Below are 13,546 nucleotides of genomic sequence, written 5' to 3' on the forward strand. Positions count from 1 at the left end.
CCCATGCGATCAAATCCCCAAAAGGACACGAGGGCGATGCCTGCGGCGACGAATGCAAGAAACGACAGGATGATGATGCGGCTGTGGTTCATTGACCACCTTGCCGCGCTCAGCGTGGCTTATGCGTGTCCCGCTTCTCGATCTTCAGATTGGGGAGGTCGGGGCGCTTGGATTTGATGCCGGCATCCTTCAAAGCGGTGTAGCCGATCTTTCTCAGAAGCGCTTCCGTTTTTGCCCGTTCCTTGTCGAGCGCGCTCTTTCCCTTTGCTTTCGGCATGGCCTCTTGCCTTCCATGCTCAGCAGATGCGCTAAGCCGTCTCCGATCGAGCAACATCTAATTCATCGTCGCTCATCAGTACCGTGCCGCCAACATGATCTGGTCCCAACACACCGTACGGGATCTCAAGGTAATTGATGCTGTGAGACGATGTTTGGCCCATCGACAAAACAAAGCGCGGTTCGGAATTGACGACATAGGACCCGGCAGGAAGTTCATGGCCAGTACGTGGCAACTTGTAAGGCTTGTGCAGCACGAGGTCTTGGCGGCTCGCATAGCTCATAGAAAATCCTTCAGGCAGAAAAGAATCCGTGCAGAGGTCGCTTCAGCATTGTTCCGCTGGAGCAGCCACATACGGGTTTACATCGGGATGCACGCGACATCGGTGGATACAGCATCCATCACTGCCCTGCATGACAAAGATGATTGCCTTAAATTCCTAGGCTACGACGCCTTCGCAGACGAGAGCGCCGCATCGACCTTTTCCAGGTTGAATTGAGCTTCTGCAATGAGCTTCACACTGCCCTTCTTGGCCGCATCCTCAAGCGCATGCGTGGCGGCCTTCCGGGCGAGTTCGAGTTGTTCCAGATAGGTTGTCATGATCTGTTCCTTTGCAAGGCGTTTCGAAGTCAATCGCGGCTGGCGCCATAGGTTCAAGGACCCACGAATTGTCTTCGACGCTGGCGGGTTGCGGTTCAATCAGGCAAGATTTTCTCTGAGCAATGTGCGTACTAATGCGCTTTTGTTGCACAGTGCGACCGCACTGAAACCGTCACCTGTCATTTTAGAAGGCCTGCATTGCGCAGGGCATCCTCGATAACCTTTTGAACCTTGACTTGGTTGGTGGGCGCAACTGTTCGAGAAGTCTCATGCCCAAAGGCCATAGCGTTTCCTGCTGTGACAGATGCGAAGACTGTTGGCTGGATTGCTTGGCTGGCGCATCCTGATTGCGGTGAGTCCTCGCTTTGCGAGCTTAATTGCATCGCATCGCAAATGTCCCAGAACTGCGCAATGCGAAGGGTTGATGAGATGCCTGCCTCGAGCATGAAGGGGCCACTCGTACCGTAGGACGGCGCGCTCTTTGTGGCGAGCGGTGTGCCATGACCCATGCCACTGATGCAGTAGGTCTCGATTACATTCTGACCGGCTTCGTTCCGCCAAATCTCGTGAACGTGTCCATCGACTGTCTCAATGAGGTCTGGAGCCCTAGCGACTTTGTGCAAGGCGCTCCACTGTTCAACGATCAGGTCCATATTGCCGAGCAAGACCGTTTGATCGGCACTGCCATGCCACACGGAAACGGTGGGCCACGGACCGCTGTGATTCGAAGCATTGCGGATGTGAGTCTGAAGTTCGAGAGATGTGGGGTTGTTGTGACCGCGCATGCGATCGAATGCTTGGGGAACTGTTTGGGCTATCCCGGCGGCCAAGCCCGCTATGATGGCGCCTCCTGCAAAGACATCAGGATAGGCTGCAAGCATGGCCGAGGTCATGGCGCCGCCAGCCGATAGTCCGGTGATGAATATGCGACGGTGATCGACCGAATGCTGCGCGGCGAAAGCCTCGATCATCTCGCAAATCGATTGTGCCTCGCCAGCCCCGCGGCGCGTGTCACCGGGTTGGAACCAGTTGAAACAGAGGTTCGGGTTATTGCTGCGCTGCTGTTCGGGAAACAGCAGGGCAAACTGGGCTTGATCGGCCAATGTGGACCAGCCCGATCCGCGATCATAGCCGGCAGCAGTCTGCGTGCAGCCATGAAGCACAACGACCAGCGGACGGTTTCCTTCCAAACCGATCGGCAAATAGGCTTTGGCTTTCAGGGTACCTGGGTTCGCGCCCTGCCATTCGAAGTCGCGAAGGCGAGATACTTGACCCTCATGTTGGATTTGGACTGCTTGTGGGTGCATTAAGGTCAGGCGGCGGATCGTGTCGGATAAAGAACGCATGAGGCGGAACCTTGTGCATCAATAGGCGGGAATTGCTGGAGATGCGTGGGCCCAACGGCTGTGGCTGATCATCGTTGCTGCGCTGCACAATAAGAAGGTAAGGAGGGCTCTTCGACCTTCTTGCAGCCTTGTTCATGCGATAGCTTCTCGCAATGACACATCGTGAAAAAGTGGCTGACGCCCGCAGAGCCACGAACGGTTATGCGCCGGTCCCCGATGACTCCGCCTTGATGTATGGAATGGTTGGCGTGGTCCTTGGCGGGCTCTTGATGATTACGCTCAGCGAGTTCTACAGCTTTAGTCTCGTTCCTCACGGGATCATGATCACAGCCGGACTGATCACCGCCTTCATCGCAGGCGCCGCTTTGAGAGCAATTCGTAAGCGCGCTCATGCCCGCGCTTACGATGACGAGTTCGCGCGTCAAAAGTGAAGAGCCGAAGCTTGATCGGGAGCGATACCGAAGTTCGGACGCTTCTGACTAGCGCCTTGAATAAACCACGATGGGCGCTCATATAACAACGGTGCAGCGCGTCCCCGTCAGAGGTTGATGCGCCGTCTCTTTTCCCTTTTGTCCGACCACGGATGTACTGGCGAGTTGACTGGTGAAGGAGCGCACTTCTCGAAAGAGGCAGCTGAGCCGTTGGGTGAGATCCCCAGCGGCTTTTTTGTTGCCTGATCGCTCAGTACGGATGGCTTGAGTGAAACGCGGTCACCGGCCCAGCGATGATCGCGAGATCGGTGTGATCTGCCAGGCATGCCAGCACGAGAGCAAGAAGAGCGTCGACTGGCTGCGACAGCATGCTGAACTGCGATGTAGAGCGTGCGGGGCGTTCGTCGCGCTGTTCAGCGGCAACTTCCGACGACGCGATGCTGAGGGGACCGAGTAGCACTCTGCTCCGGACGGAAAGTAGATGCTAGTGGTTGAGCCCGTTCAGACGGTCGGGATCAGGCGCTCTGAAGATCGAAACTGTTCGTCTGAGAGCATACCCAAGGCTGCGCTGGTACCCTATGCTCGCGGCGTAACGGATCAAAACAGCATGCCAGCACCCTCAAAAAGCTCCAAGCGGACGCTGTCCAGCATCGAGAAGGCGTCACCGGAGTAGTTTGCAGCACTGCGGCTGGATGCGCCTACCCAACTCAAACTGGACGCGCTTCTGAGACAGTTGAAGTTTAGCTGCGATGACCTCCACCTTTCCAAGCATGGCGACGTCGATGCACTGAGTGACGAGCGGTACGAAGTCTTTTCGCTCAGAGAGAAGGAGCAGTCACAAGACGCGAAGGCGGTCGTACATTTTCTCGCCCTACGGATGCTTCGAATGAAAGAGGGCGAGGGCAAGCGGTGCCAGAAGAGTATCCCGGCCAAGTTCAAACGCGATGAGAAGATCGTCTGAACAGCAAGTTCGTCTCATCGCCGGTAACGCACAGCGGTACGAACGACGCTAGCACTTACGCCAAGGCGAATGGGCTCCATCTTGTCTCCTGGCGAGAGCGCTCCTATCCGAAAGATGATTTCGAAAGGATCCCGTAATGGCCAGAGCTCCGAACTACGATAACGAGCGCAGGGAGCGTGAGCGTCTCAAGGCGGCCAAGAAGGAAGACAGGCTGGCAGCCAAGGCGGCGAAGAAAGAGCAATCACCCTTTGACGTGAATAGAGCCGAAGAGCCCGAATGAAGCGGTTGGTCTAGCCCGCTAGCCCCCAGCCAAGGATATCCACCTCGCGACTTGCCGTCATAAATGCCCGGCGCGCTGCCATCGCAGGCTTCTCGCCGAGCTCTGCATCGTGACAGGCTTGAATGGCCGCGCGGTACTTCTCGCTTTTTTGCCCGGCCAGCTCGTCAGAAGATAGTCGCGAGCTTCGCGTGCGGTTCTCCGACGTACCGGCGCACAGTATAGCCTGCCACTTCCATGATACCGGCGGCGTGGCGCTGGAGAACGTTGATGTTGCTCTGGATCTTGGTGTTCGCATCTTCGACAGCGCCGCCGGAGGGCTCGGCGGATGCCCTTATGCTCCCGGGGCCGCCGGGAATCTTCGGACGGGCCTCTTGGTTCAGCACCTGACCGATCGAGGCTTTGACCTAGGGTTGGATCTCGACCGGCTTGCTGTGGCCGAAGACTTCGCCCGACAGCTGCAAACGTCTGCCAACGCAATTTACCGCTGAAAAAATCGCCCCACAATTACGTCTTCGATAGCCCATTACAGTTGGTCATCTCCAGTAGACGCCCAACGCTGCTCGCCAATGCCGCGTGTTTCCGATTTCAGATTCCAGCCTCATATTCATCAGTAGCGGGTCTTATGTCGTTCTTGAGCCAGCTGCAGTTTGGAATGTTGATGATGGTGCACGCTCGCTAAAACGGAGTCGCCAGGGGCGCGGAGCCTTATCACCATCACCGGCCAGCCAACTTTCGGCATACTGTCTGACAGGACAGGACCAGAGGCGACGGATCAAAATCTAAACCCGCATGCCGTTCTGATGGCTTACTCTGAAGATCGCTGGACTTGGTTGAGCAATTAGCAAACCACCGTTTGCAGTTTGCTCATCGCGCTTTCGAGGCCAAGCTGGATTGGATCTGGGTCGCGTCCACCTTGCCACGCGCGTGTCTTTCCGAATTTGGTACTTTGAGACGCTGGAAAGAGTTCTTGACCGCCATCGCAGTGTCAGCCGATGTGCTTTGCAAAGGGTGCCTCGGAATCAAGCAGCACTCTTTCTTCCAGTTCGGACACACAGGGAAAGAAACTTCCGCTGAGATTCAACGCCGTGATCCTATAACAGGGTTCCTCTTCAACCCAAAAAAGCGATTATAAAAATAAAATTTAGCGGCTCCCTTGTTTGTGACGGGTTTAAACGGCATATAAGATGCATCGATCTTGCCGTTTGTCTTTGTTTACTCGAGCTTCTGTGAGCTCTTTTCGGCGAATTCCTCTTCAAAATCGATGTCGCCTCGTCGCTGAATTCGTAGTTCAGCGCACGATTACCTGTGCACGATTGAAAGGAATCGTTATGAACACTGGAACCGTCAAATTTTTCAATTCCACCAAAGGCTTCGGCTTTATTCAGCCGGATAATGGCGGAACGGATGCATTCGTCCATATCTCGGCCGTCGAGCAGGCCGGCATGATGGGATTGGTGGAAGGTCAGAAGCTTTCCTACGATCTGGTCGCCGACCGCAAGAGCGGCAAGATGGCTGCAGCCAATCTAAGCGCAATGTGATTGTTCGGCCCGCTCGACTGTGAAAACCGCTCGGTGACTACGGATATAGTGGCATCAGTAAAGGTCCTGACGAGCCGGCCAACATCGGATGGGGAGCGCCTTTTCAAGGGCGCTCTTTTCTTTTGCGGCGGGTCAAAGTCTTTGCACGCGACGCGAACTGCTCTCGCGTACGACCCTACACTGTACTTCTTTGCAAGGTTGGAACTCTTCCATGATTCTCTTCACTACGAACAAAAACCGCTCATCCCGCGAAACGCTCGCCGCTCAGCCTTCGGCGGTGCCTACGGCGAAAACCGAGACTGTTGAGGAAAGACATCTCCGAACAGACACTGCGGGACAGAAGAGGCGCGCTCGTCAAACTAAGTTTGAAAACGAGCTGATCTGACGGCGAATGCCTGCAGAATGAACCCAATAGCCGAAAGTGACCGTCCCTTCCTAGGAAACGACGATGACAAACGATCGCTTCGACACACCGATCACAGTGAAATTCGGACCTGCCGACACAAAGATCATGCTTCGCACAGCGCGAGATGCATCTGAATTTCTGCTGTCCAGCTGGCCTGGCAAGCGAAGCGAGCGTCATCGCGCGGCTCTCCAAGCCTGCCACGATGCCATGTCCGGCGAGAAGCCCCCAATCGCCGCACGACGCGCCTTTCTGGCGGCGGGCCGAGAAGCTGGCGTGCTTGTTAAAGGCAGCGGCGGGGACTGAGACGAGCATTGGGACAACGCTTCCCATGGACACGCGGCTTCCGAGCGTTTCCGTGACCCTCAAGCTTCTCCTGCTCGTGGGCCTGCTGTAAATGAGGAGCATTCCAGCACGACTTCGCCGCGCCAAGCGGTCACACTGGAACCGCCCCAAACTCTTTAGCGACATCTTCCGATGAAGCGTCCTTAACCTGCGCGGCGGCGTAAGCAGCACAGAACGTGCGTCAAACGCCTGTGATTTCGTGTCGGCCATCGGGCGGGATCGAAAACGACCAAGCATCCCCTAACCGAGTTTCAACACGGAGGAACGACATGCCGAGCGATCTCAATGCAAGCCATGACCTAGAATTCAACGCCGCACGCATCAGGCGCAGCGTCCACCACTATCTAACCGCGGCGCGCAGCCCCACCAGCAGCTTGCGTCATGCGTGGTTCTGCGCAGTGGGAATCGGCGGGGTGCAGCGGCCGAACATGACAACTCAAGGCGTTGTTCTCAGCGCGACCCATGTCCTCGGCGAATGTGAGCCGCGCGTGACTGACCTCGTGGTAAAGCCCAGGCTGCAACGAGGGAAGCTCGTTTCGATGGCGGTGTCTTATACGATCAGATCGACCAAGACGCGCGATACGCTTGCGATCGCCTATCAGACCGTTTCCCGCTGATCGAGCGGCGACGCTAAGTTGCGCGATACCGAAAACCGAACCAGTCTGAAAGTTTTTATGAACACTGCCAATCTCCAGCTCGAAGGCCTGATCATGGCCATCGCCTCGATCAATCACGTGCTGGTGCGAAAGGGGCTGGTGTCGGTCGAAGAGATCGACGTCGCTCTCTTGAAGGCGCAGGCGAATATGGCCGACGCAAGCCGGAACGACGAACTGTCCGGCGCCGACCATGACTCAATCAACCTGCCTCTTCGGATGCTTCAACTCGCCAACCAGTGCGCTCCCGAGGCTGATGTTCCGACCTTTTCGGAAATGTCCCGTATGGTCGACGAAATGAAGCCATCTCAGGATCTTGTACGGTGACGGAGCAGTCGCGGCTGCGAAGCCCGCATGATGTGGGGAACATGCGATACGTCGCGGCAAGACGGGCCATGTCCTGGCTTTCTGTGCGTCTGGACTGTCGAGCGCTCCCAGTCCGGGCTCGTTGGTATTCGGGCGCCTCGCACGCGAACGATCGGACCCTGATTCTGTGATAATTCCGCTCGACGGCTTGGAACGGCCCATCGCCGATGCGCGTGCTTGGATGCGTAAACTCGATGCCTACCGTGAGCCGCGCAAAGTGCGCGCCATCAGCGAGCTTGCAGTTACTATCCTGTGCTACGTTGTGCTTTGCGGCGCAATGCTCGCTAGCCTTCAAAGTGGGGCATGGTGCCTCTACGCTTTGCTCATCCTACCGGCTGCGGGCACGCTCGTGCGCCTATTCGCCATCCAGCATGACTGCGGACATGGCTCGTTCCTGCCTAGCCGAATGGCCAACGACTGGATCGGCCGCGGGATCGGAGTGTTCACGCTCACCCCTTACGATCATTGGCGGCGCAGCCATGCCGCCCATCACGCGACGTCCGGCCATCTCGATAAGCGCGGCATCGGCGATGTCGACACGCTCACCACGGCCGAGTTCGGTGCGCTCACGCGCTGGGGCCGTCTGCGCTACCGGCTCTATCGGCACCCGCTAGTGATGTTCGGGTTCGGACCGGTCTTTGTCTTCATGCTCCAGAACAGGCTGCCATTCGGCGCCGGCGACAAGAGCCGCGTGGCTTGGATCAGCGTCATGGCGACGAATGCTGGGGTCGCAGCAGTCGCGGCTCTAGCTATTTGGACGGTGGGCTTGTCTTCGCTGCTGTTCGTCCAACTGCCCGTGATTGCTATCGCCGCGACGGCGGGCGTCTGGCTCTTCTTTGTGCAGCACCAATTTGAGGAGACGCACTGGGAGCGCGCACCGGCGTGGCGCTTCCACGATGCCGCCCTGCATGGGTCTTCCTTCTACGATCTACCGCCGGTTTTGCAGTGGTTCACCGGCAATATCGGCATCCATCATGTGCACCACCTCGTCAGCCGCATTCCTTTTTACCGGCTGCCAGAGGTGCTGCGTGATCATCCCGAGCTGCGGGAGATCGGCAGACTCACGCTCGGCCAGAGCTTTAACTGCGTGAAGCTTGTGCTGTGGGACGAACAGCGACGTCGTATGGTGTCGTTCCGGGAGTTTCACGCGATGGCGTCCACTGCCGAATCTCCCCCGGGCTACTTCGTAAGACCAGCCGCACGGAGCGCGTCCTCGATGGTGCGCTGAACGCCTGACTTCGGCGGGGTATCAGCTGGTTTCATGACCTTGACGTCCCGAAGCAAACGCGGCGGGAGTTCGCTCTGCATCGCTAACGGCTCAAGCGTCGCCGCCTGCTCTGAAGCGACCGAACCTTTCGGCGTGCTCGTACGAAGCTTGGCAATGCCCCAGAACTGGGCGATGCGAAGGGTGGATGAAATGCCTACATCCAGCATGAACGGGCCGCTTGAGCCGTAGCCGTCTACACCTGCCGTGCCAAGCGGGGTGCCGTGGCCCATTCCGGCGATCGCGTAGGTCTCAATCGCGTCGCGGCCCTTGCTGTCGCGCCAGACTCGGTGTGAATAACTATCCACCGTTTCGCTCAAGGCCGGAAGCGTGCCAGCTCCGTGCAGGCCGCGCCACTGCGCCACGATGTTGTCCATGTTGCTTGCGGCAACCGTCTGGTCGGCATCGCCGTGCCAGACCGACAGGATCGGCCAAGGTCCCGGATGGGTTGACGCCTGGCGCAAGATATCCGCCAAGGTATCCGCAGTCGGCCCGCCATGGCCGCGCATCCGGTCGAACGCTTGGGGAATGCTGTCGGCGACCCCGAACGGCAGGCCGGCGATGATCGCACCGCCCGCAAACAGTTCTGGATAGGTGGCGAGCACCGCCGAGGTCATGGCGCCGCCTGCCGACAATCCGGTGATGAAAACACGGCTGCGGTCGATCCCGTACTCGGTGGCGAAAGCATCGATCATCTCGGCGATCGAGCGCACCTCGCCGGCTCCACGGCGTGTGTCCTCGGGCTCGAACCAGTTGAAGCAAAGATTGGCGTTGTTGCTTCGCTGCTGCTCTGGGAATAGCAGCGCGAAGCCCGTACGATCGGCCAGCGCCGACCAGCCTGAGCCATGGTCATAAGCAGCGGCTGACTGTGTGCAGCCGTGCAGCACGACCACCAGCGGGGTGCCCCGTTCCAAGTTCTGGGGAATGTAGGCACTCGCCTTCAAGTTTCCCGGATTTTGTCCGGTCCAGGCAAAGGGTTTCAGACGATTCGCGGGAGCGTGCTTGCCGACGGGCTCGAAGCAACTGCGCAGGGCAGAAAGGCGTTGAATCGTGTCTGACATTGAGCGCATGAGATTTCGTCTCCTGCGCCGATCAAGGGTTGCCGACGCACTCGTCAACGGTTTAGGCATAGCATCGTTGCTGCATTGCACAATGTCCTGTTTCTGGGACTGATCTACCACTCCCCTTACATCTGCTACGACCTCCTCGAGAACGCCCGTGTCGTTGGTAAGTACTTTGGAGGCTCCCGCCATCTGTCGCCCGACGAGCGCCACGCGGAACTGGTCCGCCTGTCTCAGGGCTGCCTCAAGGCGCATGAGTCTCGGCGCGAACGTGTGCTGCATCACGCTGGCCTCTTTCAGCACGCGCGTCACTGATGAATACCCCTCACATGTAGGATGCGGAGAATCGCGAACTAATAGGCCTCGAAGACGAGGCGACGCATCTGCGAGTGATTATCGCGAACTGTGAGGCGGCGACATGAGCCGAAGCGAGGGCGACAGGCAAAGTGCGCTCAGATGGTAGCCTCATGGCGTTCCGCAACCGGCTCATGGTGGTCGAACGGCGGATCAAGAAGATCAAGTTCGGCCTGCTGCGCTTGGTGTGAAGGAGAGGGTCGGCGATGTCGCAGATCGTTCCTTGGCATCATCACGAGTCACACCCGACGACGTCGAGCATCTGATCGTGCGTCAGAACGAAGCCGCCCACTTCAAGCTTTCAGCAAAGCTCCACGGCGAGGCGGACGAGTTCGAGGTGACTGGGCAGAGTTATACGACCATGACACGCGCTCTGGAGGCTGCGCACTCGTTCGCGAAGTCGATGAAGGTCGATCACATCTATCTGCTGCCCAGGCAGCATGCCGTCGAGGATTAGCGGTGTGCAGAATCTCTGCGCCTTAGCTCGATGCGGCCTTCGCTAAAACCGTCCATCCAAACCATGCGCTGATGGCGAAACGGGAATGGTGGGCAGTCGCCTGCGAACTTCGTCGGATCGCTGCCGGCAGCCCGGCCAAGCTCAAAAGCATTTTCATGACTTGGGCTGGTGCTGGGCGGCGGACTGTCGGCGCTCATTGGCAGACGCTCACGCTGTAAAAAACCCGCCCAGCGTTTGCACACTGGACGGGCAGTCGTTTGGTAGCCTCGGAGAGGGTTCTACGAGGCATCAAGCCAAGCGCGGCTCAGTCACTTGGTTCCGTCTCCATTCAGCCAAATTCCGGCAAAGGTCAGCGTGGCGGAATAGACCGCCTCGCCATCTTCGTTTCTCACAAGCACGGTGAAAGCTTGCCGGTCGCCGTCACGCGGGATCTCATCCTTCGCAATCGAGGGCAGCACTTTCATGGCCTCCATGCGGGCATTGGGCAGCGAAGAGCACAGCGTACCAAGATCGTCCCGGCTGTGCTGGCCGTTATCGAATGTGTCGAAGAAATATAGGGGCATGATAATGTCCTACGTTGCCAGACGATCCCGCACACTGACCTAAAGCACTATTCAGCCGAGGAAGCCCGCCCAGTTGGGTGTGCAGATCGCTGGACGGGCCCGCCCTTGAAGTCGTTACCGATAGACCAAACGCCTCAAGAGCAAGGCAGCAAGCGGGAGTTGTTCTCGCTGTTCCATCACGGAGTTGGCAGACGCCTATTTATCGCCTGGAACAAATCCATCGCCTCGCCACTCACTCTTGAAGTGTCCGAAGGATCGAGTGATGGCATCGACGACGATCAAGGCACCGAGGCCACCCGATGGTGGCGATCGGGAGAGCGAGTGCATGGATGCTGTCCGGCAGTCCTACTTGGATGTGCTGGATCGTGCGACAGATGTGGGCTGGCATCGACAGGAAGTAGCGGTCGCGCTGCTTCGGACTGCTCTTGCTGAGGTAAACAGGCTCTATCCAGCCGCAGGGCAGTGAGCTGCCCCAACCGCGACGCGCTTCAGGCTCGCGACGTATCGAGAGCGTGAAAGCGGAATCAAACCCAAACAACAAAAAGCCCAGACCCGACCGAAGCCGAGTCTGCGGCCGTTATGCGTTTGATGAACGCCGGTAGATCTTTCTGAGAATTTACAGGCTTCAGGTACCGCGTATAGTTCGTTTTGCCCAGACGTTGATGCACAGACGTCTCGGCGCTGGACCCGGCGCTCTTTCACCCCCAACGGGCGTCGGGTTCTGCTGCATTAAGCAGGAGGGTAAGACCCCAAATCTACCACCCCCGTAAATTCGGGGTCTCAGCGGTGAGGCCGTTGGAACAACGCCGCCCTGCCTTATGCGCTTGCAAGCACCTATTAGCAATGACGGTGCGTCATCCATCAAAGGACCAGTTCCGCCTGCACCCTAAGAACAAAGAGCCCCGGCCAGCCGAAGCTGAACCGGGGCGGTCTTGCATGCGAGCCGAGGTTTAAGCGTTCGTTGTCTCTTGATCGAGCGGGAAGACGCTGAGAGTGGCGATGAACAAAACGCGGCCTGTTTCATCGGTCACATGGATGGAGTAGGCGCCCTTCCCGGCTAGGTCAGCGTTTGCTTTGAGTGCTGCTGGAACAAGGGCTTCTACAGCTTCGCGTCGAGCGTCGGCATCTGAGGCACATTCCTTCCCGACATCATCGATCACGCGACCGCCGTTAAAGAATTCGCTGAAGAAGTATCGAGGCATAGTGCACCCTACCTGAATGCGCCAGCCTACACACCATAGCAGGTCTGATAGCAGAAAACCCGCCTGGCTTTCACCAGACGGGCTTGGAGCTCGGAAACTCTATCCTTGCAGGGAGCATTGCTCCCGAGACATGAAGCTACGTGTGCGCTGCAGCAAAAGTTTCGAGCGGTATGCGATGGACGCTTCAGGCGCGCGAAGTACCGAGAGTTTGGCGGTCAGGGGTAGATGACAGTCCTCGTCGTCCAAAGGCCGTGGCATCAGTTGGAGATTACCCCGAACACATTCATGCGAAGCTGCTCAGGCGAAACACCCCTTATTTTGTAGAGGTTGGATACCTGATTTCCGAGCGGCCTGGGAGGCTGCAAGCCGTCCAATGTTTCAATGATGACAAGAGGTAATAATAGTCTCGCGTCTAATCGCTCAGATGTTGCCGCCGATCGAAACTCACGGCAATCGCGTCGGACGACGATTGAGTGGAACGTTGTGCTCTGAGCTGAGTTATTCGTTGTCGGCTCGATAAGGTGTGACATACGCCATCGCCGAGTTCAGGAGAAAACTAGTGCACATCACCAGTTCTACCGACCGCGCTCGCGGCGGGAACAGGGGACGTCACGTCCTTATCATCCTTGCTTCTTCCCTCGTTCTAACCATGGGCGCTTGGTTTGCCGCTGAAACCTACGCGAGCAGGATAGACGGGCAGGAATCACAGATCGACCAGTCACGATAATCTACGCTGCGCCGGCGAACTGCCAGCCTCGGAATTCTGCGCCGCGGCATCCTCTTCAGAAGGTGAACCGTCATGATCGGCCGAACCACGCATACCATCGCGCATTTTTCCGACGCTTTCTGGCTGGGTGGTCTGGCTGCTCAAGCACCAGCCGGCGACTATCGGGTGGATCACGAATGGGAGATCGTAGAAAGCGGATCGCAAAGCGGCTATCGCCGGTCTGGATCGTTCATCCATGTCCCGTCCATTTCGACACGCTCCAACATGACACAGCTGGTGCCCATTTCTGCAAACGAACTGCTGTTGGCCGTTGAAACGGCAGCCACGATGTAGGGCTAAGACATGAAACTAGCGGAACAGTGGATCTCTTCTGACGTGCGTGCTGCCATCCATGTCTTCTTGAATGAGTGCCAGACGATGGGGCAGCCCTTTGCCGCTGATCAGGCAATGGACGCGATCAGACGAATATTCCCTGATCTCGAAATTTCTGATCTGGTGCTTATGGATGTCCTGACCAGTGAAGCGTCATACGCTGGGTCCGGGAAGTCTGCTGTTGAAGTTGTCTCAATCAGCGACGCGCGAGCGAGCGTTGTTCGCTCGACTGACCATACCGTGCAGACGCGACGCTGAATCGAGGATGATATGAGCGGGGCAAGGCGCAGAACCAAAGCGACTAAAGATCGGAACGAACTGATCTAGCGTCAAATGTTAGTCCCGC

The 13,546-nt window shown here is 57.6% G+C and carries 19 protein-coding genes; 11 read left to right on the forward strand and 8 right to left on the reverse strand.

Features of this window, described 5'->3' with window-relative positions:
- Positions 1-109: 109 nt before the first annotated feature.
- The 4 genes from NGM99_RS21030 to NGM99_RS21045 form a co-directional block, all read right to left on the reverse strand.
- Complete coding sequence (locus NGM99_RS21030; RefSeq protein WP_252822650.1) at positions 110-277, reverse strand: hypothetical protein; 168 nt, start codon at positions 275-277, stop codon at positions 110-112.
- A gap of 31 nt (positions 278-308) precedes the next feature.
- Positions 309-560, reverse strand: a complete 252-nt coding sequence (locus NGM99_RS21035; protein ID WP_252822652.1) for a hypothetical protein — start codon at positions 558-560, stop codon at positions 309-311.
- 161 nt (positions 561-721) lie between these two features.
- Entirely contained in the window at positions 722-877 is a 156-nt protein-coding gene (locus tag NGM99_RS21040) for a hypothetical protein (protein WP_252822653.1), read from the reverse strand.
- Between the two features lie 179 nt (positions 878-1,056).
- Positions 1,057-2,223, reverse strand: coding sequence for an extracellular catalytic domain type 1 short-chain-length polyhydroxyalkanoate depolymerase (locus NGM99_RS21045; protein WP_252822655.1), 1,167 nt, complete (start codon positions 2,221-2,223; stop codon positions 1,057-1,059).
- Positions 2,224-2,375: 152 nt separating this feature from the next.
- Between NGM99_RS21045 and NGM99_RS21050 the strand changes: the two genes are divergently transcribed.
- On the forward strand, positions 2,376-2,654 hold the full coding sequence (locus NGM99_RS21050) for a hypothetical protein (RefSeq protein ID WP_252822657.1): 279 nt from the start codon (positions 2,376-2,378) through the stop codon (positions 2,652-2,654).
- A 1,097-nt stretch (positions 2,655-3,751) separates the two neighbouring features.
- A complete protein-coding gene (locus NGM99_RS21055; protein ID WP_252822658.1) occupies positions 3,752-3,895 on the forward strand; it encodes a hypothetical protein in 144 nt (47 codons plus the stop codon).
- Between the two features lie 10 nt (positions 3,896-3,905).
- Here the strand turns inward: NGM99_RS21055 and NGM99_RS21860 are convergent, their stop codons facing one another.
- Entirely contained in the window at positions 3,906-4,115 is a 210-nt protein-coding gene (locus NGM99_RS21860; protein ID WP_353937450.1) for a DUF982 domain-containing protein, read from the reverse strand.
- On the opposite strand from NGM99_RS21860, the gene NGM99_RS21660 reads away from it, so the two are divergent.
- From NGM99_RS21660 to NGM99_RS21085, 6 genes are all read left to right on the forward strand, one after another.
- Positions 4,018-4,383, forward strand: coding sequence for a hydroxymethylglutaryl-CoA lyase-like TIM-barrel protein (locus tag NGM99_RS21660; RefSeq protein ID WP_289852616.1), 366 nt, complete (start codon positions 4,018-4,020; stop codon positions 4,381-4,383). The two genes, NGM99_RS21860 and NGM99_RS21660, sit on opposite strands and share 98 nt — an antisense overlap.
- An 840-nt stretch (positions 4,384-5,223) precedes the next feature.
- On the forward strand, positions 5,224-5,433 hold the full coding sequence (locus NGM99_RS21065) for a cold-shock protein (protein ID WP_252822660.1): 210 nt from the start codon (positions 5,224-5,226) through the stop codon (positions 5,431-5,433).
- A gap of 448 nt (positions 5,434-5,881) precedes the next feature.
- On the forward strand, positions 5,882-6,142 hold the full coding sequence (locus tag NGM99_RS21070; RefSeq protein WP_252822662.1) for a DUF982 domain-containing protein: 261 nt from the start codon (positions 5,882-5,884) through the stop codon (positions 6,140-6,142).
- Between the two features lie 308 nt (positions 6,143-6,450).
- A complete protein-coding gene (locus NGM99_RS21075; protein ID WP_252822664.1) occupies positions 6,451-6,798 on the forward strand; it encodes a hypothetical protein in 348 nt (115 codons plus the stop codon).
- Positions 6,799-6,816: 18 nt separating this feature from the next.
- Positions 6,817-7,161, forward strand: a complete 345-nt coding sequence (locus NGM99_RS21080; RefSeq protein WP_435371473.1) for a hypothetical protein — start codon at positions 6,817-6,819, stop codon at positions 7,159-7,161.
- A 220-nt stretch (positions 7,162-7,381) separates the two neighbouring features.
- A complete protein-coding gene (locus NGM99_RS21085) occupies positions 7,382-8,428 on the forward strand; it encodes a fatty acid desaturase (RefSeq protein ID WP_252822665.1) in 1,047 nt (348 codons plus the stop codon).
- Here the strand turns inward: NGM99_RS21085 and NGM99_RS21090 are convergent.
- On the reverse strand, positions 8,380-9,534 hold the full coding sequence (locus NGM99_RS21090; RefSeq protein ID WP_252822718.1) for an extracellular catalytic domain type 1 short-chain-length polyhydroxyalkanoate depolymerase: 1,155 nt from the start codon (positions 9,532-9,534) through the stop codon (positions 8,380-8,382). The two genes, NGM99_RS21085 and NGM99_RS21090, sit on opposite strands and share 49 nt — an antisense overlap.
- 568 nt (positions 9,535-10,102) lie before the next feature.
- On the opposite strand from NGM99_RS21090, the gene NGM99_RS21095 reads away from it, so the two are divergent.
- Positions 10,103-10,336 (forward strand): hypothetical protein, encoded by a 234-nt coding sequence (locus NGM99_RS21095; RefSeq protein ID WP_252822667.1) that lies wholly within the window; start codon positions 10,103-10,105, stop codon positions 10,334-10,336.
- A 308-nt stretch (positions 10,337-10,644) separates the two neighbouring features.
- Here NGM99_RS21095 and NGM99_RS21100 read toward each other — a convergent pair whose 3' ends face one another.
- Both NGM99_RS21100 and NGM99_RS21105 read right to left on the reverse strand, forming a co-directional pair.
- Entirely contained in the window at positions 10,645-10,899 is a 255-nt protein-coding gene (locus NGM99_RS21100) for a DUF6894 family protein (protein WP_252822668.1), read from the reverse strand.
- A 950-nt stretch (positions 10,900-11,849) separates the two neighbouring features.
- Positions 11,850-12,101: a DUF6894 family protein gene (locus NGM99_RS21105; protein ID WP_252822670.1), complete on the reverse strand. Its 252-nt coding sequence runs from the start codon at positions 12,099-12,101 to the stop codon at positions 11,850-11,852.
- A gap of 799 nt (positions 12,102-12,900) precedes the next feature.
- Here NGM99_RS21105 and NGM99_RS21110 point away from each other — a divergent pair.
- Together NGM99_RS21110 and NGM99_RS21115 are read left to right on the forward strand one after the other, a co-directional pair.
- Complete coding sequence (locus tag NGM99_RS21110; protein WP_252822673.1) at positions 12,901-13,161, forward strand: hypothetical protein; 261 nt, start codon at positions 12,901-12,903, stop codon at positions 13,159-13,161.
- A gap of 9 nt (positions 13,162-13,170) precedes the next feature.
- Positions 13,171-13,458, forward strand: a complete 288-nt coding sequence (locus NGM99_RS21115) for a hypothetical protein (protein ID WP_252822675.1) — start codon at positions 13,171-13,173, stop codon at positions 13,456-13,458.
- Positions 13,459-13,546: the final 88 nt, after the last annotated feature.

The sequence above is a fragment of the Mesorhizobium liriopis genome (assembly GCF_024053505.1).
GTDB classification, from domain to species: domain Bacteria; phylum Pseudomonadota; class Alphaproteobacteria; order Rhizobiales; family Rhizobiaceae; genus Mesorhizobium_B; species Mesorhizobium_B liriopis.

Coding starts and splice junctions, on each gene's coding strand:
- NGM99_RS21050 (WP_252822657.1), top strand. CDS start 2,376: ATGACACATCGTGAAAAAGTGGCTGACGCCCGCAGAGCCACGAACGGT.
- NGM99_RS21115 (WP_252822675.1), top strand. CDS start 13,171: ATGAAACTAGCGGAACAGTGGATCTCTTCTGACGTGCGTGCTGCCATC.
- NGM99_RS21030 (WP_252822650.1), bottom strand. CDS start 277: ATGCCGAAAGCAAAGGGAAAGAGCGCGCTCGACAAGGAACGGGCAAAA.
- NGM99_RS21040 (WP_252822653.1), bottom strand. CDS start 877: ATGACAACCTATCTGGAACAACTCGAACTCGCCCGGAAGGCCGCCACG.
- NGM99_RS21045 (WP_252822655.1), bottom strand. CDS start 2,223: ATGCGTTCTTTATCCGACACGATCCGCCGCCTGACCTTAATGCACCCA.
- NGM99_RS21075 (WP_252822664.1), top strand. CDS start 6,451: ATGCCGAGCGATCTCAATGCAAGCCATGACCTAGAATTCAACGCCGCA.
- NGM99_RS21105 (WP_252822670.1), bottom strand. CDS start 12,101: ATGCCTCGATACTTCTTCAGCGAATTCTTTAACGGCGGTCGCGTGATC.
- NGM99_RS21660 (WP_289852616.1), top strand. CDS start 4,018: ATGGCCGCGCGGTACTTCTCGCTTTTTTGCCCGGCCAGCTCGTCAGAA.
- NGM99_RS21055 (WP_252822658.1), top strand. CDS start 3,752: ATGGCCAGAGCTCCGAACTACGATAACGAGCGCAGGGAGCGTGAGCGT.
- NGM99_RS21085 (WP_252822665.1), top strand. CDS start 7,382: ATGCGTAAACTCGATGCCTACCGTGAGCCGCGCAAAGTGCGCGCCATC.
- NGM99_RS21100 (WP_252822668.1), bottom strand. CDS start 10,899: ATGCCCCTATATTTCTTCGACACATTCGATAACGGCCAGCACAGCCGG.
- NGM99_RS21065 (WP_252822660.1), top strand. CDS start 5,224: ATGAACACTGGAACCGTCAAATTTTTCAATTCCACCAAAGGCTTCGGC.
- NGM99_RS21070 (WP_252822662.1), top strand. CDS start 5,882: ATGACAAACGATCGCTTCGACACACCGATCACAGTGAAATTCGGACCT.
- NGM99_RS21090 (WP_252822718.1), bottom strand. CDS start 9,534: ATGCGCTCAATGTCAGACACGATTCAACGCCTTTCTGCCCTGCGCAGT.
- NGM99_RS21110 (WP_252822673.1), top strand. CDS start 12,901: ATGATCGGCCGAACCACGCATACCATCGCGCATTTTTCCGACGCTTTC.
- NGM99_RS21035 (WP_252822652.1), bottom strand. CDS start 560: ATGAGCTATGCGAGCCGCCAAGACCTCGTGCTGCACAAGCCTTACAAG.